The sequence below is a fragment of the Flavobacterium granuli genome (assembly GCF_031456055.1).
In the GTDB taxonomy this organism is placed as follows: domain Bacteria; phylum Bacteroidota; class Bacteroidia; order Flavobacteriales; family Flavobacteriaceae; genus Flavobacterium; species Flavobacterium granuli_A.
Window position 1 is genome coordinate 183,997 of the sequence record NZ_JAVDTX010000006.1, and the last position, 23,852, is coordinate 207,848.

Sequence of the window (23,852 nt, forward strand, 5' to 3'; positions counted from 1 at the left end):
ATGCCTTTTTTTATTTCCAAAATTTAAACCTCTGTTTCAGTCTTTTTTTTCTGGAAAACTTATACTGAAAATCGGAAGTGAATTTCCAAAGCATATCAAAAACAACTTTTTCTGGTTTTCCATACAATTTTGCATATTCATTACTCATCACTCGTATCATTTCTTCACTAGGAGTTAATCTGCAAAGATTCTTCATTCGTAATTCAAAAGACATTGTTTTATGAAAATTCATTCTGTTTAAATCAACCAAATAGAAATCATATTTCCCATCTTCCTTTTTTTTAATCAACGTATTTCCTGGAGAATGATCTAGAAATTCAACACCATTTTCATGTAAATCAAAAGAGAATTGAACAAACTCTCGCAAAATAGCAATACGATCTGGATAATTTGGAGTATCAACCAATTCTCTAAAAATTAAATCACATTGAAGATGTTCGCTGACATAATAACTATCTGCTAATCCAATCCAATTGTAGTTTTCAAAAAAAGCTATTGGTTGTGGTGTACCAATCCCTTTTTTTAACAAAATAGATGCATACTCAAATGAACGTCTCGCTTTAGATTTCCTAAAATACTTATATATGATTTTATTGATTAAAGAAGGTGTTTTAAACGATTTAATATTCACAATCATTTCATCAAGCTCAAACAGTTTAATAACGTTTCGCTTACCTGCTCCAAGAATTTCACCAGAAGTATTGAAATTGGTAACAAAGTTTGTTACTGTTTTTTTTTGTGAATTATATTCGCTATTGATTTCTATTAACATAGTTTAATGAAAGTTTTGAGCAACAAAAATAATTAAATGAAATGGTAGGCAAGCATAAATCAATCAATTTTATCAAAATAGTTAAAAGTCTAATTTTAGGTAAAATTAAATTTTCCTGTTTCACATTATGTTATCATTTTTAATTAAGTCCTATTCTTTTTAAACAAACCTATAGTCAATGACTATTTCAGGTAGAAAAGAAGGTAATCATATCATTTCAGTTGTATAAGCTTAAAATCTAATTTTATAATTAATACATTTGTAACCAAAACAAGGAATACTACTAATTTGACACCAAAAATAACTGCCTTAGCCATTACTTTAAACGAAGAGGAAAATGTAAAACGTTATGTTCAAAGTCTGTCTTTTGCTGATGAAATTATTTTTATAGACTCCAATAGTACTGATGAAACAGTAGCCATTGCAAAAAAAATGGGTGTTCAAGTTATTTCAAGAGATTTTGATGATTTCTCAACACAACGAAATTTCGCAATCAATCAGTCCAAAAATGATTGGATTGTTTTTTTTGACTTAGATGAATATCTTACTCCAAAACTTCAAGAGGAAATACTTACAGCTGTCTCATCACCTAATGACTGCGTTGCGTTTTATATCAAAAGGAATTTCTTCTTTCTTGGTAAACAAATCAAATTTGGGGGTTGGCAATCCGATAAAGCTGTTAGACTTTTCAACAAAAAGCATTGTTCTTTCAATGGAAATTTAGTGCATGAAAGCATCATTACCAGCGGGAAAAAACGATTAATGAAAGAGTCTGTAAATCATTACAGCTACAAAACATACAAAAGCAAGCTTAAGTTATATAGCAAACTTCAAGCTGAAAGTCTTTTTATAAAAAAGAAACGACCTAATATCTATCATTTCATCATTCGCCCAAGCTACCGTTTTTTATGGCAATATATATTTAGACTGGGTTTTTTAGATGGAAAAGAAGGGATTGTTTTAGCATACTTACATGCTTATTCTGTTTACAACAGATATTTACAACTTTGGAAAATGTACAGAAGGATTGAATAATTACAAATATTGATCTATTCTATTGACCTCATGCTATCCTCTTCTGCATTTTTTTTGTCTGAATTTTATCACTTTCACCCTCTTTACTTCTTCAATTGACCTATGAAGCATATATATAAAATTCCCAAGCCTTATTTATTTAACTAAATCATTATCGGAAACTAAATCTTCCCCACCTTCAAAATCATTATAGCCATTAATCTCAATCAAATCTTTCGAAAAAAACATAGTAGACAATAATTAAAAATAGTACTTCTTTGCTGGAACTGCTCTATACCTGCTTTGTTACTTCTAATCAAGTGCTTTTAAAAAATTATATGTAGATATTAATGATTCTGTTTTCAGCCTTTAATTATTTTTTGATATGCAAGATAGGTTTCGTTTGCAATAACTGTTGAATTAAACTCATTCGCGATTTTTAATTTATTTATCTCAATAAATTTATTTTGCAATGACTGTTTCGAAATTAACAGTGTCAGCTTTACAGCTAAATCTTTATAATCCTTAACTGATGACATGAAGCCATTTTCTCCGTCCACAATTATTTCAGGCAAAACACCAACATTAGTAGTAACTACAGGCACTCCTATTAACATCGCTTCGAGTATAGAGGTTGGACCTCCTTCTCTTTCTGAAGTCATCAAAAAAACATCAAATTGATTGTTTAATACATTAGCATTTTTAATTTTGTCTGTAAAAAAAAGATATTCCTCTAGCTTTTTTTCTTTAACTTTTAACATTAATTCAACGGTTAAATCCGAAAACTGTCCTATTTGTATAAATCGTATATTCTTTTGTTTTAAACTATTTATAATATAATCAACAGTATTTATAAATGTTTCTAAATCTTTAGCTTTTGTATGGTTCGCAATATTTCCAACAATCACATCATTTTCATCTATCGAAAATTTTTCTCTTAAATTCAAATTACTCTTTGAATTTAAAATTTCTAAAGAAACACAGTCATGAATAACTATTATTTTAGATTTGTTTTTAAGGGTTAAAATTTTAGAAAACTCATTTTCAACATTTTTTGAAACGCAAATAATGGAATTCAAACCAGAATAATTATATTTAAATTTACTAAAAAAACTACTTTTGCTTCCCATACCTTTTTTAGAAAAGACAGATTTAGTATTTAATTTAAACAACATATTAGAAATTATAAATACAGTAAGCGAATTACTTGTATGTAAATGGATTAAATCCGGTTTTATTTCTTGGACTAGAGTTTTCAAGTATCTATAATTGGCAAATATGTTCAGTCGATCCTTTTTTGCTCTAACAAAATTAATCCTATTGTTTTTGCATTCCTCTTCAAGGAAAGAATTTTCAACACCGAAAACAATGTTTTCAGCACCAAGTCTAGATAACTGAGGAATCAAATCAATCATTTGTTGCTCATTTCCCCCCCAAGCTCTCGCTCCAGATATATGTAATACTTTCATATTTTAATCATTCTTATGATTTTCTGATCTATAAAATCGGATACAAATCTAATCATTTATAATAAGTATTTTTTAATAAATAATGATGCCTATTTTAATAAAAATAAATAACAAAAAATGCTTTCAAACATTAATTCAAGATATAATTTACAAAAACAAGTTTTATAGCAAAATTAAATCGAAAAATTTTTGGATTATAAACTACATTTGCAATTAATTTAAGTTTTTAATAAATTAATATACTTTTTGATGAAAATAACGATAATAAGCTATGATAATTGGGGACTAAATGAGCATCTTAAAAATGCTTTGGAACAAAAAGGTCATACGGTGCGTCATATCAATTTTTTTGATTTTAAATACAAGTATCCCAATTTTAAAACTAAAATTTACAATTTCATTTTAAAAACAGTATCTAATAAAAACATTAAAAACATTTATTACGGCAACGAAATAATAAAAAAACTAGAAGAAAATAACCAAATACAAGATGCAATACTTACAATAAAAGGTGATTTCATTGATTCAAAAGCTATTTTAAATTTCAAGAAATACACCAAAAAATCAATTGCTTTTTTTAATGACAGTATTTCTAGATGTCCAAATACAAAAAAAGTAATCTCTTGTTTTGACGAAGTCTATTCTTTTGAAAAAGAAGATTGTAAAAAACACAATCTAAAATTTATATCCAACTGGATTTATCCAATAGAAAGAAAAACAAATCAGCCTACTCGTTACAAGATATTCAACATCAGCTCCGAAGATAGACGAACTCCAATTTTATCTAAAATAGCTTCAGTTCTAAAAGAAAAAAATATAATCTATAAAATCATTATTTTTGAAGAAAAAATAAAAAAAAATAAAAAAAGAGATTCCAATTTAGAATATATTACAAAGCAAATGCCATTAGCAGAAGTCAATGATTATTTGCATAATACCAGCGTTTTATTAGATATCAATCGAATAGGGCAAAATGGACTTACTTTTAGAGTGTTTGAAAGTATTGGTTTAGAAAAAAAACTAATCACTACTAATTCCGACATCAGAAATTATGACTTCTACAATCCAAATAATATCTTGATCATAGATGAAAAAGATCCAAACATCCCATTGGATTTTTTCAATAGTGAATATGAAAAAATTCCTGAAGAAATATTAAAAAAATACACCATTCAAGAATGGTTTAATCAAATTTTAAATTAACACATTCTAATAAACACTTTAAAAAGCTACATTTAATAAAGTATATTTGCTTTTTTAATTTAAAAAACAAATATTTTTTTAAGCCATTTCACAAAAAAATCATGAAAATACATTTAAAATTAATAATCTGCCTTTTTGTTATAAGTATATCCTTAAATGCCCAAAACATCTCAGTAGGATCAATTGATATGTTAGAACAAAGAAGCAGAAATGAACAATTATTAGGCAATTCAAATCCGCTTATATCATATACTTTACGTCCTTTGGCTTCAAATCAAATTGACAGCACACTAACAAAATCTCATGAAGGTGTTAGCATAAAAATACTACCAATAACCTTAACTCAACAATACAATACGTTCGCTCCATATGGTTGGAATGATGGCTCAATGATTCCTGCCAAAGGTTATCAATCACTATTAAGTGCTGGTTTATTTGCCGAATATGGAATATTGAGCGTACAGCTGAAACCCGAAAATGTTTATGCAGCCAATCCTAATTTTGACATTTTTCCTTTAACTGAAACCAATCCTGTAAGACTAATAAACGCCTATTATTTAAATTATTCTGATTTACCCGCACCTTATGGAGACAAACCCTACAGTAAATTAAACTGGGGACAAAGCAATATTAAGTTAAATATTAATAAATTTTCTGTAGGTGTATCTACAGAAAATTTATGGTGGGGTCCCGGAACCAGGAATTCATTAGTTATGAGCAATAACGCAACAGGATTTTTACATTTCACCTTAAACACTAGACAACCTGTAGAAACTTTTTTAGGAAGTTTTGAAGGACAAATCATTAGCGGAAAACTCGAAGGTTCTAGTTTGACAAGTCCAAAATCGCAATTTATAATTGATGGTGTAGATTATGAGATTCCTAAAAGCAACGATTGGCGCTATATCAACGGACTTTCCATAAACTATCACCCAAAGTGGATTCCTGGTTTATTTTTAGGATTGAACCGTACAATACAAGTTTATCATAATGATATGGGAAACAGTTTTTCCGACTATATGCCAATTTTTGCACCTTTTCAGAAAAAAAAATTAAATGGAGAAGATGCTAAAAACAGAGACCAATTGGCTTCTATATTTTTTAGATGGGCTATGAAGGAATCTAAATTTGAATTTTATGGAGAAAGTGGCTGGAATGATCATTCACAAGATGTAACAGATTTATTCCATTCCCCTGAACATTCCAGAGCATATCTATTTGGTTTTAATAAACTTTTTATGTTAAACAAAACCAAAAATAAATATCTAAAAGTAAGTTTTGAAACTACTCATCTGGAACAAAGTGCCGACCGCATTGTAAGACCTGCAGGTGCTTGGTATCAACATGGTCTTATTTTACATGGATACACCAATAAAGGAGAAGTTCTTGGAGCAGGTATTGGCCCAGGAAGTAACTTACAAACTTTAGATTTTAGTCTATGGCAAAAAGATAAAGTATGGGGATTCCAAGTAGAACGATATGCCCGCAATATGGACTTCTTTTATGATGCCTATAAAAGCTATAATAACAAATGGGTTGATTTAATATTTAATACATACGCATATCAAAAATTTGGCAAGCTAGACATTAAAGCCAAGTTAAATACAGCAGTAAGCAATAACTATCAATACCAATATGAGAATCGAGAAATAAATATGCAATTTCAGCTTAGTTTGCAATATCAATTATAAAAATTAAGCTAAATACCATTCATTAACACTAGATAATATGAAAACATCTGCTGCAATGTGTACCTACAATGGTGAAAAGTTCATTAAAACACAGATTGAAAGCATCTTAAATCAATCATTGCCAATTGATGAAATTGTTATATGCGATGATGGATCAAATGATAAAACAATTGAAATTATAATGCAATTTCAACTAGAATATCCAAATAAAATCTCTTTACATAAAAACCCAATTAATTTAAGAAGTAATAAAAATTTTGAAAAAGCCATTTCTCTCTGTAATGGTGATTATATATTTTTGAGTGATCAAGATGATCTTTGGAAAAAGAATAAAGTTGAAAAAACAATTGAGTATTTTACAAAAAACGAATCTGCAGAAGCTGTTTTTTCAAATGCAGAATTAATTAATGACAATAATAAAAAAATCACAAAAAATAGTCTCTGGGATTCTATAGGTTTTATGGAAAACCAATTAAGCAAACCGATAGATTTATACCATCATATTAAATTTAAATCTAACGTTTTAACAGGAGCAACTCTTTGTATAAAACGAGAAATAAAAAGTTTAATTTTACCAATTCCAGATATTCCAAAATTTTATCATGATGAATGGATAGCTATCATTATTGCCTCAAGAAAAAAATTAGAATATATAACTGATGAATTAATATCCTATAGATTACATACAGGACAACAGATTGGCGCTAGAGGAAATTTAACTAAAAACAGATTAAAGAATCATCTAACAATGGGTAATCACATTTTAGGGCATACTACCCCAAAAAAGTATGGAGATTATGCACGATTAGCTAGAATATATTATCGTAATTATTTGAAATTTAAAAAGGTTGCCGATAAGATAAAAGATGACTCTTCGGTAAATTTTAAAGAAATAGCAGAAACAAATTTAGACTTATTCAAAAAATATAATAAATCTCTAAAAAAAACAAATCCGGTTTTCTATTTTTTCAGAACTTTAACCGACAAAATAAGAGGTAAAAGACAATTAAATTAAGATGTTCCCTAACCAATAAATCCTTTACAGTCAAACAAATAATTATGCAGGATAATCAAAGTTATTATATAAAAGGGGATTTTATAAAACGAGGACACTCTAAACAAACGTTATTAAACAACGATATAATTAATCACATTTCTTATTTTTTTATATCACTTATCATTCCTCTTATAATTTTTGTAAATAGATTATTCAACAAAAACACTAAAAGTTATAAATATAAAGTATGCCTATGTGGCATATTTAAAAATGAGGCAAAGTTTCTTGACGAATGGATTCAGTTTCATTTGGTAATTGGTATTGATCATTTTTATTTATACAATAACAATTCGAATGATAACTATTTGGAAATTATGAAGCCTTACATAGAAAAAGGGATTGTTGATTTGATCGACTGGCCTTTCAATCATTCGCAAATGGATGCATATGAAGATTGCTATAAAAAACACAGGGATGATACAAATTGGCTAACATTTATTGATGTTGACGAATTTATTTGTCCTATATCCACAAATAACATTAAATCATGGTTAGCATCTTATAAAAATTATCCTGGTGTAGCTGTTTATTGGAAACAATTTGGATCAAACGGAAAGCTACACCATAACAATAATGAATTAGTAATTGAGCAATATACTCAATGTTGGCCAAAACCTAGTGTGTACACAAAAATGTTTTGCAATATGGATTTTCCAATTGCAAAATTTAAGAATATGCACATTCTTAACTCAAAAATATGTGGAATAAAGATACCTCCTATTAACCAGTTTAAAAAAATCATAGCTTTAGGAATACATCGCAGTTCTAGGTTTCGTAGTTCATCTATCCAAATAAATCATTATTGGGGAAAAGCATACGACTGTTTTGTTGAAAATAAGATAAACAGAACTGATGCTTATCATAAAAACAGTATTGAAATGGGACAACTACGCAAAAGTCTATTAAAATCACATGAAGCAATGTGTACTGATCGAGACTATACAATTCAACGTTTTCTATTATTCACAAAATTAAGAAACAAACCGTAATTGATATCCATTTGCTAAAAATCAGGAATTAATGTTTAAATAATTCGACCAAATTAAAATCCTAAAATCCCTATTTTTACCAGAAAACCCCCGTTTTAATAACATCAAATAAATATCTTTGCAACTTATTAAAATAAAATGGATATCAATCAAGAAATACTCAACGCATTCGAAGTCATAAAAGAAGGAGGAATCATACTCTACCCTACTGACACCGTTTGGGGAATAGGATGCGACGCAACCAATCCTGAAGCCGTTGCCAAAATATACAAACTTAAACAACGAGCTGAGACCCAAAGCATGATTTGCCTGATGAATGGCGAAAAAATGATCTATAATGTTTTTAAAGAAATCCCCGAAGTAGCTTGGCAAATTATGGATTTTTCCGAAAACCCAACTACTTTAGTTTTAGACAAACCTCATAATGTGGCTCCAAATTTAATTGCACCCGACAATACATTGGGCATTCGTCTTGTCAAAGAACCTTTTTGTTTCAAACTGATGGAGCGCATGAAAAAACCGTTAGTATCTACTTCGGCTAATATTTCTGGTCAGCCCACTCCAAAAAGTTTCAAAGAAATTAGTCCCGAAATTATAAAAGGCGTTGACTATGTTGTAAATTTGCACCACGATAAAATTGCAGGAAAACCTTCTACAATCATTAAATTAACTAATGATTCGCAAGTAAAAGTGATTCGCAAATAATTTTCTGTTTCAATTTTAAAATTTCAAATTTAAAGAATCCTTCTAATAACTTGAAACCTTAAACTTGGAACTTTAAACTTTTAAAATGAACTACAAAGAAGCCTTAAATAATAAAATATTCGAAGTCATTTCGGAAGCATCCCAAGAACTTAATATAGAAAGTTATGTGATTGGCGGTTTTGTACGTGACTTACTTTTAAACAGAAACTCAAAAAAAGATATTGATGTTGTAGCCGTAGGAAGCGGAATCGAATTGGCCCTAAAAGTTTCTGATTTACTTCCCAAAAAACCAAAAGTTCAAGTTTTCAAGACATACGGAACTGCCATGTTGCGTTTTGAAGATACCGAAATCGAATTTGTGGGGGCTCGAAAAGAATCCTATAATCTTGACAGCAGAAATCCAATTGTAGAAGACGGAACATTGGAAGATGACCAAAACAGACGAGACTTTACGATAAATGCCTTGGCATTATCATTAAACTCCAACAATTTTGGTAATCTTTCAGATCCATTCAACGGTATTTCCGACTTGGAAAACAAAATTATAAAAACCCCACTCGACCCGGACATCACTTTTTCAGATGATCCGTTGCGTATGCTTAGGGGAATTCGATTTGCCACTCAACTGGGATTTGAAATAGATCAAACTTCTTTGGATTCCATTACCAAAAACGCCGAACGCATCAAAATCATATCCGGAGAACGCATTGTGGAAGAATTGAATAAAATCCTTTCTACAGACAAACCTTCCATTGGATTTTTATTGTTGTTCAAAACAGGACTTTTGGACATTATTCTTCCAGAACTTACCGCTTTAAACCAAGTGGAAGAAATAGAAGGACATACACATAAAAACAACTTTTACCACACTCTTGAAGTCGTGGATAATATTTGTCCAAATACCGACGATGTTTGGCTACGTTGGTCGGCTTTGCTTCACGATATAGGGAAAGCACCAACGAAACGCTTCAACAAAAAACAAGGTTGGACTTTTCACGGACACGAATTTCTTGGCGGAAAAATGGCCAAAAAGATATTTGAACGCCTTCACATGCCATTGAACCACAAAATGAAATTTGTTCAAAAAATGGTTATTATGAGTTCTCGACCAATCGTTTTGGCACAAGATATCGTCACCGACTCGGCAGTGAGACGTTTGGTTTTTGATGCCGGTGAAGATGTAGAAAATTTAATGACGCTCTGTGAAGCCGATATCACGACCAAAAACCCTAATAAATTCAGGAAATACCATAGTAATTTTGAAATTGTTCGCAAAAAAATTGTGGAAGTTGAAGAACGTGATCATGTGCGCAATTTCCAACCGCCCATTTCCGGTGAGGAAATCATGGAAATTTTCGACCTAAAGCCTTCCCGCGAAATCGGAATGTTAAAAGAAGCCATTAAAGAAGCCATCCTTGAAGGGGAAATTGCCAACGATTATGATGCCGCTTATGGATTTATGATGAAAAGGGCTGAAAAATTGGGGTTGAAAAAAGCGGAAAAATAATTGGAAAAGATTAACATAATTTAAAATGAAAAATAATAAATCCGTAATCATTTGGCTCCTATCGGGTTGCTTTTTAGTATTTGTAATGGTTGTTGTGGGTGGTATCACCCGATTGACAAATTCCGGTTTATCAATGACCGATTGGCATTTGGTTACCGACACTCTTCCTCCTCTTACCGAAGCCAAATGGCAAGAAGCTTTCGACCGATACAAACAATTTCCAGAATACCAAAAAATCAATATCCATAACGATTTCAACTTATCCGATTATAAGTTTATCTATTTCTGGGAATGGTTTCACCGTTTCATCGGAAGAATAATTGGATTGGTTTTCATCGTTCCTTTCATCTATTTCTTAATCAAGAAAAAAATTGACAGAGCCACTTTAAACAAATGCTTCGTTTTGCTGGGAATGGGAGCTTTACAAGGATTTTTTGGTTGGTTTATGGTAAAAAGCGGTTTGGTTGACAATCCGGACGTAAGTCATTTTCGCCTTTCCTTACACCTAACCTTTGCCTTTATCACTTTTGCCTACACTCTTTGGGTGGCGTTGGACCTAATTTATCCCGACAAAAAAGCAGCAATTGTTCCTTTGAAAAAAATAGCAAGAATCACTTTGATTCTTTTGCTTTTGCAAATCATATACGGTGGCTTTGTAGCTGGATTAAATGCTGGATTAATTCACAACCATTGGCCAATGATGAGCGATGGACAATTCATTCACGACAGTGTATTCATTGAGCAAAAAACACTATTCCTAAACCTTGTCGAAGGAAAAAGCGGCGTGCAATTCGTTCACAGAACATTAGCGTACTTTGTGGTGGGATTCATTTTATTCCTTTATTTCAAAGGCAAAAAATACAACCTCAACACTCAACAACAAAAAGGATTAAATGCTTTGGTAATAATTGTGTTTCTTCAATTTATTCTAGGTGTTTACACATTATTGTGCAACGTACCACTTTGGTTGGGTCTATCCCACCAAGTCAATGCATTCTTTTTGTTGACCGCAATGACCTATACCCTGCATCGACTAAGCAAGTAAATCAATTAAAAATTCAGGAGCGAAATAATAGGCTTTATCAGTAAATATGGGTTCCTGCTGTCCGCTATATTTCATCCCTTAGAAAAAAAGGGATGAGATACCGCTTCCATCAGGGCTAAAGAGCTGGCAATAGTCCATTTTTGGAGATATAACCTAACTGCTCATTATCTAATGTTTTTTCTGGTTTTGACGAACTCCGTTAAAATAAGGTTATTTTTGTATTAAGCTTTATTATCCAACCTTCCTGTTTTTCGTCAAAATGTCTAAACTTGCTCCTCAATATCAATTTCTCGATTTATCCGATTATGGAAGACCTTTGGCGCGAATATTCGCAAATCAATTAAGAAACACTCGCTTTACTCCCATTCATATCACTTTACTTTTTGGTATTTCTGGATTGGTTGCCATCTACTGCATTTTACGAAATCATTATTTTGCTGCCTCTTTTTTCATCATCCTAAAATCAATTATTGATGCCGTTGACGGTGAACTCGCACGCGTCAAAAAAACACCCTCTTACACCGGAAGATACTTAGACAGCATATTTGACATTATCCTGAATTTTTTGTTTTTGTTGACCATTTGCTATGTCTCAGAAACTAGTTTTTGGTTAACGGTTTTGGCATTCATCGGAATACAGTTGCAAGGAACTTTATACAATTACTATTATGTCATTTTGAGAAATAAATCGGTGGGCGGAGATGCAACTAGTCAAATTTTCGAAAACGAATCTCCCCGCGCTTTACCCGGTGAAAATCAAAAGTCTGTCGATATTTTGTTTAAAATTTACACTCTCGTTTACGGTGCTTTTGACAAGATTATTCACACTTTGGATAAAGAGGCCTGCAAGGTAAAATCATTTCCAAATTGGTTTATGACACTTGTCTCTTTATATGGATTGGGCTTTCAGTTGTTATTGATTGCCGTGCTTTTGCCTTTGGGTTGGATAGAAATGATTGTTCCTTTTTTCATTATCTACTCAGTATTGATTTTTGTTTTGATAGGAATCCGGAAGATTTACATCAAATAAAAAAGAGTAAAAACAAATTTGCCTTTACTCTTTTTCTACACTTTTTTATGCATTAAATTATTTCTTTGCCTTAATCGAACATCCTATCGCTCTTGTAGTTTCTGGCGAAGGAGTTTTTCCACTTTCTAAGGCCGCAATGGCATTTTCAAGATATTTTTCTTTCACATCTTTAGTACTGTCCACGTTATCATCGATAGCTCCAATATATCTCACGACAAGGTTTTTATCTAATAAAAAAGTGTGTGGCGTTTTGGTGGCACCATATTGAGGATATATTTTTTGCCCTTCATCAAATAAATATGGAAAGGCAAATCCTTTTTCTTTGGCTCTGACTTTCATTAATTCAAAACTATCATCTGGCTGAACAGCTGGATCGTTTGGATTAATAGCCAATAAAATATACCCTTGTGGTTTGTATTTTTTAGCCAAAGCATTAATCCTGTCTTCGTATTTTACGGCAAAAGGACAATGATTGCACGTAAAAACGACAATGAAGCCTTTTGCCTCTTTAAAATCAGACATACTATACATTTTCCCATCAACCGATTTTAATTTGAAATCAATGGCTATATCGCCAATTTTATATGGAGTTGGCGTATCTGGAGTAAATCCCGCAATAAAAAAAACGGAAACAAACAATAAAAGACCTGACAAAATTTTCATAATCTAAATGGTTTAATTAATACTCGTGTTTACATATTCTTTGAGTTCTTCGTAACTCGAAAAGATTCTTTCAGCAAAAACTTTCTTTCCATTTTTAATAATCAGTGTCGCCGGAATTGATCCAGACCACTCTTTATCGACAGTCGGAAGCCAAGTATTATAGTCTTTATCTGTGAGCAAAACTACCTCAGAAATGATCCTTCTATTTCTCAAAAACGGAAGCAATTTCGTCTCATATTGATTCTTGAAATCCAAACTAACAAGCACCACTTTTATGCTTTTATTTTCCGAATTTAATTTTTCAAAATGGGGTAATTCCTTCACACAAGGTGCACACCAAGTGGCCCAAAAATTGACCACATAAATGGTGTTTTTATCACTCAAAACTTCCTTTTCTAAAGAGGCATAATTATCATAAACGGCTACTTTTTGAGCAACAATTACATTCGAAAACAAAAGAGGAAAAACTAAATAAAGTAGATATTTCATCTGGAAAAACTATTCATGATTGACTAAACGAAATTACAATCTTTAAATAATTCTACAGGAGTGGTTAACAAAAAATTATCAATGGAAATATAAAAACCGAAATCCTAAAAACCTTCTCAAAGAAAAAAAATACCACATCAATTTTTGGAATAGAGGAGATAAGAATTCTTTAAATTTTTGAACAACAGTTTGGCACATTCATTTGTTTACAGCAAAAGAAAAGCAAGAATTCAATTCTTGCTTCTTCATTTTTAAATCAAAAAAATTTAGACCTTTTTAGTCTTTATTTTGACCAAAAAATAGTCATAAACAAAATCTATACAATATAACTAAATATCACAAATTCAGTATATTAAAACAAATTATGTAAATTATAATTTGAAGTTAATTTTAACTGATCCAATTTTTAAAATCTGACACCTTTTCACGGCTTACAATCACCTCGTCTTCTTTGTAAGTAGGTAAAATAATCTTTAATCTGGAGTTGCTGTATACTACAATTTCCTTTATTGCCTTGAGCGAAATAATAAATTTTCTACTTATTCTATAAAAATTTGCAGTGTCTAATTCTTGCTCTAAAACTTCCAAAGTAGAATCCATTAAATAATTTCTGTTGTCGAAAGTATGAATATAAGTCCCTTTATTTTCGCTAAAAAAACATTCAATTTCATCAGTGGAAATCACCTTGAGGTGCTGTCCTATTTTTACGGTAAATCTTTTTTTGAATGTTTTTTCAAATGGGTTGGAAAGCATTTTTCTGATCTGTTCAAAATCCAATTGCATCGATTCATTTCCACTTGTTTTTGAAAACTGAAAACGGTCTTTAAATTTCGTTACAGCTACTTCCAAATCATCTTCATCGATGGGTTTCAAAAGGTAATCAATGCTGTTCAATTTGAATGCGCGCAATGCATATTCATCGTAAGCAGTTGTAAAAATAACAGCACTTTTTATGTCTATTTTTTCGAAGATTTCAAATGACAAACCATCAGATAATTGGATGTCCAAAAAAATCAAATCGGGATGTTCATTTTCAGAAAACCAACTCAAAGCTTCTTCAACAGAATGAAGCATCACCTCTACCTGAATATTTATTTTTTCGAGTTTGCGTTGCAACAATCTAGCCGCTGGTTTTTCGTCTTCTATTATTATTGTGGTCATTTTTAAATTTTAGATTGTAGAATTTAGATTTTAAATTGAAGGTTACAGATTACAGATTTTCAAATTACACTGAATACTCAACCTCAATCCTACTTTTGATTTCTGTCTTTATCCATCAACTCTTTTATTTTTCTTTCTTCCCAATTGGAACTAAAAAAAAGATCTCTACCAAAAACAGACAATCCGTGTGCAATCAATCCAACACCCCAAAAAATAGGTGTTGAAAAAAATTCCCATCTGGAAAGGTCTTCGGGTACAAAATTTCCTTTGTAAATTGAAGACGCAATTATGTATATATTCACAAGCACATAAACCAAAACATGGACATAAAATCCCTTAATCCTTTTTACTCGCTTATAAGCCAATTCATATCTCGTCTCCGCATTAAAATTTTCGTCCTGAAAATTTTCATATAAATGTTTTCTAAGTCTTCTCATTGATTGTGTTTTTTTTTGTTTCTAAGTTGCAAAGACGCTAAGTTTCTAATATTTCACCTCGAAATCGAGTAGTTTTTTTTAAAACTTAGAATCCTAGTCCCTAACTATCGTGATTGTAACACTAAATAATTATTCCCAAGTTTTTTTAATTCCCTCTTCATTTTCCATAAATTCTTTAACCTTTCGTTCTTCCCATTCTTTATTAAAAAACGGTGGATAATTAAAAGCTTTCAATCCATGCAAAACTATTACCATCCCCCAACCCAACAAGCAAAATATAAAATACAAAAAACCTGGGGAAGTCATAAGATTTACAACCATGACAATTGGATTACAAAGAGCATAAACAGTCAAATGCGCATAAAACATTCTAATTTCTTTTACTCGTTTTTGAGCTTGATAGTAACGCTCTTCTTCAGCATAATTTGTTTCCATTACTTTTGTTTTATACAATTCTTATTCCCAAATTTTTTTAGTTTGCTCTTCTTTTTCCATGAACTCTTTAATTTTTCTTTCTTCCCAGTCTTTTCCGAAAAAAGGCATATAGTTAAACACTTTTAATCCATGGAAAACCACTCCTGCTCCCCACCACAATAACGGCCAATAAAACCACAAATGATTTGGAGATGTAATTAAATTTATTGCTATTAAAAGGAAATTTACCATAATATAAGATCTCAAGTTCTCATAAAAGCCTTTAATTTCCACCATTCTTTTTCTCGCCCTATCGTAACGTTCTTCTTCAATATGATTTGATTCCATTTTCAACGATTTATAAAGATTACTCCCAGGTCTTTTTTGTTTGTTCTTCTTTTTCCATGAACTCTTTTATTTTTCGCTCTTCCCATTCTCTATTAAAAAATGGCGAATAGTTAAAAACTTTCATCCCATGAAAAAACACTCCTAATCCCCATCCAAATAAAGGCCAAAAGAACCATAGATACTGTGGTGATGTTACTAAATTCAATGCAATTAAAAAACAATTTACCACTATAAACGAAATCAAGTTTCCATAAAAACCTTTAATTTCCTCTACTCTTTTTTTTGCTTTATAATAACGCTCCTCTTCTGTATATTGATTTTCCATGACTTTAAAATTTTAGATTTTAACCCTAATTAAACACTACTTCCAACTCTGTTTCTCACTTTCTTTTCTCAAAATCTCCTGAATTTTCCTTTCTTCCCAATTAGCACCATAACCAAAGGTTTGAAACCCATGCATCAGTAAACCAAATCCCCAACCTGCAGCTGAAAACCAAAACCAATGGAATGCAGGCGTAAACGTAAGGTTAATAAAAATCAAGAGCGGGATTATTACACTATAGCATATTAAATTCGCGTAAAATCCTCTGAGCTGTTCCACTCTCTTTTTTGCTCTGAAGTAAGCACTATTTTCACTATATTTTGATGTTGTTTCCATAACACTGATTTGTTTGGTTAAAATTGGAATCTTAACTGTGAATGTTTTTTCATTTTCTTCTATCAATACATTTCTGTTGGTAATAATTCCGTAGCGATCCACAATGTTTTGCAATCCTACTCCTTGGCGACTCTGTATTACTTCCTTCTTTTGAAAATCATTTTGAATAGCCAAATAATCACCCTCAATAAATATCCTGATGTGCAACGGCCTTTGTTCGCTAACCACATTGTGTTTTACTGTATTTTCCAACAACAACTGCAACGAAAGCGGTACCACTTTGGCTTCTGGATTTATAACTGTTTCTGGCAATTCATAAAACAAACTGTTCTCGAAACGCATTTTCAACAGATTCATATACGTTTTGGCAAAAGACAACTCTTCGGCAACCGAAACTAGTTCTTTGTCTTTTTGTTCCAAAACATAGCGGTAAATTTTGGACAAAGAAGTAGTAAACCGTTGTGCATTTTCTGGATTTTCTTCAATCAATGAACTTAAAACATTCAAACTATTAAAAAGAAAATGCGGATCGATTTGGTTTTTTAAAGTTTCAAACTTGGCGTTGGCGGTTCCGGCAATGATTCGTTGTTGTGTCACTTCGGTTTTGGAAGCTTGTTTCCATTTTACCATAAAACTTCTAGCTTGCATAAAAACAGAAACTCCTAATGATAAAATGATATAAAAAAGATGGATCCAAATCATCCTTTCATTAAAAAACTGATCCAATGGCAATTTTTGCAAAATCACAAAAATGACATAATTGATACTCAAAACAACCGGAACTGTGTACAAAACAGTAACCAAAATCCCGTAATAAACCCTCAAATTAGTTTGCTCTAGCCAATCCCATTTTCTGTCAAGCAAATGATTTAAAAAACCATTCCCAAAACCCAAACCAAAAGAATACAAAGAACTCAAAGAGAACGTTATTAAGACATTTTTTATACTAAAATCACTTCCTAATAAAGCTGAAAAAACAACAGTAAAAACCATAGAAATCTTGAAACAAACGATTGTTCCACTTTTTAAATCAGAAAATGTATCTCTATTGTCCTTCATTATATTCAGCTTAATTTAATTTAACTACTTACAGCTTTTTTGGGTCTCTAAAGCCCTATCCAATCCCCATTTTGGAGAGAAAGGTGTTTCTGGTTTAAAAGTAGCAAAAAGTTCTATAGATTTATCTATTTCCTTACACAAAGGCTTTGTATCAACACCTGTCCATTTGGCTCCTTGAAATTGAAAATCGGCTTTACCAAACACGGCTCTTGGATTGGTTGGAGACAATGCCACGGCTTTATCGTACATCTCCATCGCTTTACCAGAATAAACCATTCCGTTTGTCATAGGATCTGCAACAACCCAAGCAGTATAAATCATAGCTTGCATCACATACAACTCAGCATTGTTTTGATTTTTTATCAATTCAACATCCAAGGCGTTCTGTGCTTTGTTAAGCAAAGCATTGACGATGTTTTTGTCCTGTGTCCCAAAAGAAGTAGTGGTGTTCACCAATGCTACATAATAATTGGGTAGCCAACTGGTTTTCTCTGCAGCCGCTATACGTTCAAATAAATCGGAGGCTTCGGTAGTTTTCCCTTCTCCCCAAAGCTGAAACGCTTTTCCCATTCCTTGTTCAAATTGCCCTTGAGCCGAACTTATTACAACTACTAACAATGCGATTGTGGTGATAATCTTTTTCATTTTGATTAGTTTTAAATTGAATTCTATTATTAATTTGAAGCAGAAAGATTTATATTTTATCCAAAAATTAGACTACTAATATAAAAAGCGATTGTGGTGATGATGATTAACATGGCGTTTGATTTTTAGTTGTGATTGATTTATGATTGAAACTCCTATTGCTATTACTTTAATTCATGAACAAATTTATATTGACAATACCTTTTTTGAAATTTAATGATACCGAACTGTCATTTTTGATGGATGAAGTGTTTTTTTTGAAGTTTCTAAGTTTTTGAGACGCTAAGATTCTAAGTTTTTTTCTTAGTAACTCAGAAACTTAGCATCTCTTTTTTACAAATTCTTCAACTGATTGTCGTTTTTATTTTTGCTGATGGTCCAAAAGAAACCTATAAAGAAAAATCGATCCGCAGCTGGTTTGATGGCGCTTCGTCTGTATTCACCGTTGGCATCAGGCTTAATAGCGTAATTATACCCATACACATTGTTTGCCCCTAAAATATTGGAAACCGAGAAATACAAAATCTTTTGGGTAGTCAGTAAATAGGCCCAGCTAAAACTCAAATCGTTGTATGATTTTGTTTTTCCATTCATAAATTGTGTTTCGTTCGGATTATTATAAGGTCTTCCCGTACTAAAAGAATTCGTAAAACCCATTTGGGATTTCCAGTCCGTAATCCAATATTTGGTCACTATCGACAAATTATGATTTGGGACAAAATTAGGAGTCACCTGAGTTGGATAATTTTTATACAAACGTTCAGTATCGATATACGAATACGAAACCCAATACTCAAGATCCTTGATGGTTTTCCCATCTCTCCAAAACAAATCCAAACCTTTGGCATATCCCTTTCCATCATTAGTAAATATCGAATTATATACAACTTCGGGACTGTCAAATCGAATCAAATTACTGTAATCTTTGTAGTAAGCTTCGGCTCTGAGCGTGCGTCCTTCTTTGCTGTATTGGTAATTCAAGATATAATGCGAAGCTTTTTCACTCTCAAACTGACTGAATTTGGAAAACTTGATATAATCGACACTTGGAGTTTGAGAAAAATCGCCATAAGCAAATGACAACTGGCTGAATTTTGCCATTTTGTAGGCAAACGAAATTCTTGGAGAGATCGAATTATCGTTTGTTAACTCATTTGCGGAAGCGCGAACTCCAACCTTTGCTGCCAACTTTTTCGAAAAATAGATATCAGCTTCTGTGTAGAAAGCTCCAATGGTGTTATCATAGCCATAATCAAACTTATTCCCTGCATTTCGGGTAAAGTCTTCATCATATTTGGTGATAAAATAATCGGCTCCAAAAGACAGTTTAAAACGATTGGAAATATTCTTTTTCAGTTTCAATTTCATATTCATGGCGTTTTCTACATTGCCAAAATCATCCAAATCAATATCTGATTTCAATTGATTATAGCCATAACTCAAACCGGCTGTAATATTCCAATTGGTTCCAAAAAAACCGCTGTACGTAGAATTAAGATAGAAATTATCATTCTTTGAATCGACTGTGATTTTGTCAATCGAATTGATATTCTCTTGCTTAATGACATATTGTGAAGAATCAAAAGCAGCGTACATCTTAAAAATTCCTCTTTCTAAATTATATCTGTACACCATCTCTCCAGATAACGCCTGCGGTGCGCTTTTCCATTCTACATCCTGAGGAATAAGTGCCTGATAAGGAGTTAAATTCATATAGGACGTATTGATACTAAAAGAACTCTTCTTCCATTTTTGAGTATTTCCGAGACTAACGCCAACACTCATCACTCCAATTTCCGTTTTGCTTTGATCTGGTTCATCAATTGTATTTAAAAGCAACACACTCGACAAAGCATCGCCATACTCCGCAGAATATCCTCCTGTAGAAAAGGAAATTCCGCTGAAAAGAAAAGGAGAAAAACGGCTGCGGGTTGGCAAATTATTAGGCGTTGCCCCATAAGGCTGTGGCACTCTCATTCCGTCAACATAAGTTTGGGATTCATTAGCTTCGCCTCCGCGAACGAATAATCTTCCATCCTCGCCTACCGTTTGCGTCCCAGGCAAAGACTGCAGAGCAGCCACAATATTCCCAAGAGAACCCGCCGTAGTCACGACATCCAAAGGTTTCAACACAGACATTCGAGCTTTACTTCCAGATTCCAAAGATCCAGCCGTTATTATAACAGCATCCAGAGTGTTGACATTCTCTCTAAGTTTGATGGTTTGGTTTTGAAAATGGGCCACATCGATCACTATATTCGAAGTTTCGTAAACCAATGAGCTTGCAACCAAATTTTGATTTCCAGTTGCAGTAGTGGCAAATGCAAAATCACCATTTTCTGAAGTAGAAGCACCGTCATAACTGCCTTCGATAAAAACATTGGCACCTGCGATTGGATCTCCTTTTTCATTAACAATTTTACCTGAAATAGTGGTTTGCGAAAAAAGTGTGAAACTAAATAATGATGCGAATAGTATGACTAGAGTTTTCATGACATTGATTTTGATGAGACAAATGTCATTCAGAAAAAAAGGGAATTGAAATTCTTATGACCCAATTGCGGAAAATTAGGGATGAGTTGTAAATTACTTATTTGTATCTTAGCTATGAATTGCAAAAAATCATTGATATGTCAGAAAGTAAAAGAATTTCAAATCTGTATCAGTCCATTTATAATGGCAATCCGTGGCTTGAGGTCACTTTGGCAAACACCTTAAAAGATGTAACTGCAGAACAGGCTTACAAGAAAATCAATCCTGATTTAAATACAATCTGGGAAATTGTCAATCATCTCATTCAATGGAGAAGGAATATTTTGAGGCGTGTGCAAGGAGAAACAATCACAACTCCTGACCATAATTATTTTGTGCCCGTTATAGACCCATCAGAAGTGGCTTGGGAGCAATCACTCCAAAATCTGGCAAAATCTCAGGAATCGTGGAATGCTTTTTTTGAGAATTTCGACGAGAAGGATTTAGAAAAAATATACCCTAATAACAATCATACCTATTACGAACATCTTCACGGGATAATCCAGCATGATGTTTATCATTTAGGACAAATCGTTATTCTCAAAAAGTTAGTTAAACATTCCTAAAAAGACATTTAGATGAAAAATAGCATTCTTTCAATCGCATTTTTGTGCCTTTCAACAATTGGTTTTGCACAAGAAGCTAATCCCACTTATGACGAAAAACTCGCCAAATCCCTGAATGCAGATGAATATGGAATGAAAAAATATGTCTTTTGTCTCTTAAAGTCTGGCAGCAACACCACCGCCACAAAGGAAGAGAGCAAAAAACTATTTGAGGGTCACATGGCAAACATCAATAAACTAGCAAAAGAAGGAAAACTAACTGTTGCCGGGCCTTTTATGAAAAATGACAGGAATTATAGAGGCATTTATATTTTTAACGTAGAAACTGTTGAAGAAGCAAAAGCACTTGTTGCCACAGACCCTGCTATACAAGCAAACTTACTTGAAACCGAATTAACACCTTGGTACGGAACTGCGGCATTGCAGGAAACAGTGAAGATTCACGAAAAAATTGCAAAAACCAAATTCTAGCTTTTTTTCTCAAAATATAGAACAAACCTTCCAAATACCATAAAAACCCTTCCGAAGAGTGTAATTGGGAGTCCGAAGATCGTTTGATGCAGTCCGAAGACCGTTTGAAGCAGTCCGAAGACCGTTTGACGTTGTCCGAAGATCATTTGAAGTAGTCCGAAGCTCGTTTGAAGATATATTTTATTCTTCGAAAGCCTTATTTTACTGGGCGGAGGATAAAAACGAATGAAATAGATAAAATTTACGCTTTGAGAGTTTGTAATTTTTATATTTGAAAAAAGCAAAATGTGATTATTATCATACAAAGCGACCCTGATTTGGGTGGATATGTGTGATTTTGTCACACATATAAACAAGTTGGTGGCAACTTAACTAATCAATTGCAATTCTATCTATTTGTCAAATTTAGTTATCAAACGATAAACTATAATTAAGTTTGTATAGAACTTAAATTACTAATGTGAAAAAGAAAAAAACCATTCCCGTAAACAGTTTCAATGATAAGTATAGAGAAGGAATTATCATTGCGAGAGCCTCGTTGAATGGTTTACCTAATTCAAAGGAAATAGAACAATCTCATAGAGATGAGGGACATTTATTTATCTTACAGGAAAAAGGGACTACCTATATTGAAATTGACTTTCAAAAACATAAAATTAAAGCACCCGCTCTTATCTATATACATCCTAATCAAGTACATCGTCTGATAAATTTTGAAAATGCAACGGTCGGAACCTGGATGATCACTAGCGAAAATCTTCACCAAGAATACATAACACTATTAGAAGATCTTACACCTGTAAAATTTCTGTCTTTAAAAAAAGAGCCACTATCCATTATTTCAGAAATGCTCTCTCTCTGCATAACCCTTTCTGAGAGAAAAGACGAAAAACTCTATTATTCCATCCTTAAAGAAAGCTGTAACACACTCGTGACTTTAGTTATATCACAATATTTATCATTATCCAAATCAACCGATCAAATATCGCGTTTTACAGTTATCACTAAAGCCTTCAAATTATCACTGGAACAAAATTATATAGAAATTAAAAGTCCTGCTGAATATGCGAAAAATTTAAACATATCAACTGCTTATCTAAACGAATGTGTCAAAACCACTACTGGCCATCCTGTTTCATATCATATACAACAGCGCGTTATATTAGAATCACAACGCCTACTCTATCATTCCGATAAATCTATAAAAGAAATTGCTAGTGAACTAGGTTATGATGACTATTCCTATTTTACACGACTATTTACCAAAGTTACAGGAATGACTCCATTGGCATTTAGGAACAAAAACCTTGATTAGTCCTATACTCACCCTGTATTGACCTTGTAAAGCCTTAGCGTACCGTGTACTTTTGCAGTATCAAAAATTATAAAAGTATAAAATTATGGAAACATCAAAAGTAAATCAGCCTGGATACGTATTGCGTTTTAAGGCGAAACCCGGTAAGGGAGACGAATTATTCCAGTTATGTAATGACTTACACTTCACTGGCGATCCGGATGGGCCAGTGAATTGGGTGCTAGCTCGTTCAGTTGAAGACCCTGACCTTTTATGGGCATTTGAGTTCTACCGCGACGATGCTTCATTTGATCGTCACTATTCAAACCCGGATCTTGATGAGGGGCATAAACGGGTTATGGATTTGCTTGCTGAAGACACCGAGGAATTGGCTATTCGCGAACACATTCGTATTGCCTATTCTAGCTAAATTAAAGGATTAATTCTACATTATAACTAAAGAAAAGCTGCCACCAACAGCAACTACAACGGATTTGGGCAATTGGCTTAATTGAAAAGTTGGTTTTGTATTTGAAAGTTTTGGCAAATCCGAAGAATGGTCTTAATTTAGTCCCAAACCCACTGTAGTACCAGAACGTTAGCGGTAATGGTCAACACACTATAAACAAACTT

At 32.4% G+C, this 23,852-nt stretch carries 25 protein-coding genes; 13 read left to right on the forward strand and 12 right to left on the reverse strand.

The genetic code is table 11. The features are described 5' to 3' along the window. Positions 1 to 10 precede the first annotated feature (10 nt). Entirely contained in the window at positions 11 to 772 is a 762-nt protein-coding gene (locus J2W95_RS13745) for a Kdo domain containing protein (RefSeq protein WP_310007976.1), read from the reverse strand. A 288-nt stretch (positions 773 to 1,060) separates the two neighbouring features. Between J2W95_RS13745 and J2W95_RS13750 the strand changes: the two genes are divergently transcribed. Continuing rightward, the gene (locus J2W95_RS13750; protein WP_310007978.1) at positions 1,061 to 1,807 is read left to right on the forward strand and encodes a glycosyltransferase family 2 protein; all 747 of its coding nucleotides are present in this window, start codon (positions 1,061 to 1,063) and stop codon (positions 1,805 to 1,807) included. A 341-nt stretch (positions 1,808 to 2,148) separates the two neighbouring features. Here J2W95_RS13750 and J2W95_RS13755 read toward each other — a convergent pair whose 3' ends face one another. Beyond that, positions 2,149 to 3,255: a glycosyltransferase family 4 protein gene (locus J2W95_RS13755; RefSeq protein ID WP_310007980.1), complete on the reverse strand. Its 1,107-nt coding sequence runs from the start codon at positions 3,253 to 3,255 to the stop codon at positions 2,149 to 2,151. 249 nt (positions 3,256 to 3,504) lie between these two features. On the opposite strand from J2W95_RS13755, the gene J2W95_RS13760 reads away from it, so the two are divergent. From J2W95_RS13760 to J2W95_RS13795, 8 genes are all read left to right on the forward strand, one after another. Beyond that, positions 3,505 to 4,458, forward strand: a complete 954-nt coding sequence (locus J2W95_RS13760) for a WaaS/CpsH family glycosyltransferase (RefSeq protein WP_310007982.1) — start codon at positions 3,505 to 3,507, stop codon at positions 4,456 to 4,458. A gap of 101 nt (positions 4,459 to 4,559) precedes the next feature. Continuing rightward, positions 4,560 to 6,149: a capsule assembly Wzi family protein gene (locus J2W95_RS13765; RefSeq protein WP_310007984.1), complete on the forward strand. Its 1,590-nt coding sequence runs from the start codon at positions 4,560 to 4,562 to the stop codon at positions 6,147 to 6,149. 37 nt (positions 6,150 to 6,186) lie between these two features. Continuing rightward, positions 6,187 to 7,164, forward strand: coding sequence for a glycosyltransferase family 2 protein (locus tag J2W95_RS13770; RefSeq protein ID WP_310007986.1), 978 nt, complete (start codon positions 6,187 to 6,189; stop codon positions 7,162 to 7,164). A 44-nt stretch (positions 7,165 to 7,208) separates the two neighbouring features. Then, the gene (locus J2W95_RS13775) at positions 7,209 to 8,195 is read left to right on the forward strand and encodes a glycosyltransferase family 92 protein (RefSeq protein WP_310007989.1); all 987 of its coding nucleotides are present in this window, start codon (positions 7,209 to 7,211) and stop codon (positions 8,193 to 8,195) included. 138 nt (positions 8,196 to 8,333) lie between these two features. Continuing rightward, the gene (locus tag J2W95_RS13780; RefSeq protein ID WP_310007991.1) at positions 8,334 to 8,900 is read left to right on the forward strand and encodes an L-threonylcarbamoyladenylate synthase; all 567 of its coding nucleotides are present in this window, start codon (positions 8,334 to 8,336) and stop codon (positions 8,898 to 8,900) included. Between the two features lie 85 nt (positions 8,901 to 8,985). Further along, the gene (locus tag J2W95_RS13785; RefSeq protein ID WP_310007992.1) at positions 8,986 to 10,407 is read left to right on the forward strand and encodes a CCA tRNA nucleotidyltransferase; all 1,422 of its coding nucleotides are present in this window, start codon (positions 8,986 to 8,988) and stop codon (positions 10,405 to 10,407) included. 25 nt (positions 10,408 to 10,432) lie between these two features. Further along, positions 10,433 to 11,452 (forward strand): COX15/CtaA family protein, encoded by a 1,020-nt coding sequence (locus J2W95_RS13790; RefSeq protein WP_310007994.1) that lies wholly within the window; start codon positions 10,433 to 10,435, stop codon positions 11,450 to 11,452. A gap of 259 nt (positions 11,453 to 11,711) precedes the next feature. Further along, complete coding sequence (locus J2W95_RS13795) at positions 11,712 to 12,482, forward strand: CDP-alcohol phosphatidyltransferase family protein (protein WP_310007996.1); 771 nt, start codon at positions 11,712 to 11,714, stop codon at positions 12,480 to 12,482. Positions 12,483 to 12,539: 57 nt separating this feature from the next. Here J2W95_RS13795 and J2W95_RS13800 read toward each other — a convergent pair whose 3' ends face one another. From J2W95_RS13800 to J2W95_RS13845, 10 genes are all read right to left on the reverse strand, one after another. Beyond that, positions 12,540 to 13,145 (reverse strand): thioredoxin family protein, encoded by a 606-nt coding sequence (locus J2W95_RS13800; RefSeq protein WP_310007998.1) that lies wholly within the window; start codon positions 13,143 to 13,145, stop codon positions 12,540 to 12,542. Positions 13,146 to 13,157: 12 nt separating this feature from the next. After that, positions 13,158 to 13,634: a TlpA family protein disulfide reductase gene (locus J2W95_RS13805; RefSeq protein ID WP_310008000.1), complete on the reverse strand. Its 477-nt coding sequence runs from the start codon at positions 13,632 to 13,634 to the stop codon at positions 13,158 to 13,160. 390 nt (positions 13,635 to 14,024) lie between these two features. Further along, on the reverse strand, positions 14,025 to 14,795 hold the full coding sequence (locus J2W95_RS13810; protein ID WP_310008002.1) for a LytR/AlgR family response regulator transcription factor: 771 nt from the start codon (positions 14,793 to 14,795) through the stop codon (positions 14,025 to 14,027). Positions 14,796 to 14,884: 89 nt separating this feature from the next. Then, positions 14,885 to 15,232, reverse strand: coding sequence for a 2TM domain-containing protein (locus J2W95_RS13815; RefSeq protein ID WP_310008003.1), 348 nt, complete (start codon positions 15,230 to 15,232; stop codon positions 14,885 to 14,887). Positions 15,233 to 15,361: 129 nt separating this feature from the next. Continuing rightward, positions 15,362 to 15,667: a 2TM domain-containing protein gene (locus J2W95_RS13820; RefSeq protein ID WP_310008005.1), complete on the reverse strand. Its 306-nt coding sequence runs from the start codon at positions 15,665 to 15,667 to the stop codon at positions 15,362 to 15,364. Between the two features lie 21 nt (positions 15,668 to 15,688). Then, the gene (locus J2W95_RS13825) at positions 15,689 to 15,994 is read right to left on the reverse strand and encodes a 2TM domain-containing protein (RefSeq protein ID WP_310008007.1); all 306 of its coding nucleotides are present in this window, start codon (positions 15,992 to 15,994) and stop codon (positions 15,689 to 15,691) included. A gap of 19 nt (positions 15,995 to 16,013) precedes the next feature. Further along, entirely contained in the window at positions 16,014 to 16,319 is a 306-nt protein-coding gene (locus tag J2W95_RS13830; protein WP_310008010.1) for a 2TM domain-containing protein, read from the reverse strand. A 36-nt stretch (positions 16,320 to 16,355) separates the two neighbouring features. Continuing rightward, on the reverse strand, positions 16,356 to 17,711 hold the full coding sequence (locus J2W95_RS13835; protein ID WP_310008012.1) for a histidine kinase: 1,356 nt from the start codon (positions 17,709 to 17,711) through the stop codon (positions 16,356 to 16,358). A 24-nt stretch (positions 17,712 to 17,735) separates the two neighbouring features. Beyond that, positions 17,736 to 18,356: a tetratricopeptide repeat protein gene (locus J2W95_RS13840; protein WP_310008014.1), complete on the reverse strand. Its 621-nt coding sequence runs from the start codon at positions 18,354 to 18,356 to the stop codon at positions 17,736 to 17,738. 333 nt (positions 18,357 to 18,689) lie between these two features. Further along, positions 18,690 to 20,849 (reverse strand): TonB-dependent receptor, encoded by a 2,160-nt coding sequence (locus J2W95_RS13845; protein ID WP_310008016.1) that lies wholly within the window; start codon positions 20,847 to 20,849, stop codon positions 18,690 to 18,692. Between the two features lie 137 nt (positions 20,850 to 20,986). On the opposite strand from J2W95_RS13845, the gene J2W95_RS13850 reads away from it, so the two are divergent. From J2W95_RS13850 to J2W95_RS13865, 4 genes are all read left to right on the forward strand, one after another. After that, positions 20,987 to 21,454, forward strand: a complete 468-nt coding sequence (locus J2W95_RS13850) for a DinB family protein (RefSeq protein ID WP_310008018.1) — start codon at positions 20,987 to 20,989, stop codon at positions 21,452 to 21,454. Between the two features lie 12 nt (positions 21,455 to 21,466). Then, the gene (locus J2W95_RS13855; RefSeq protein ID WP_310008020.1) at positions 21,467 to 21,925 is read left to right on the forward strand and encodes a YciI family protein; all 459 of its coding nucleotides are present in this window, start codon (positions 21,467 to 21,469) and stop codon (positions 21,923 to 21,925) included. A 460-nt stretch (positions 21,926 to 22,385) separates the two neighbouring features. After that, positions 22,386 to 23,240: a helix-turn-helix domain-containing protein gene (locus J2W95_RS13860; RefSeq protein WP_310008021.1), complete on the forward strand. Its 855-nt coding sequence runs from the start codon at positions 22,386 to 22,388 to the stop codon at positions 23,238 to 23,240. 85 nt (positions 23,241 to 23,325) lie between these two features. After that, a complete protein-coding gene (locus tag J2W95_RS13865; RefSeq protein ID WP_310008023.1) occupies positions 23,326 to 23,649 on the forward strand; it encodes a putative quinol monooxygenase in 324 nt (107 codons plus the stop codon). Positions 23,650 to 23,852 lie beyond the last annotated feature (203 nt).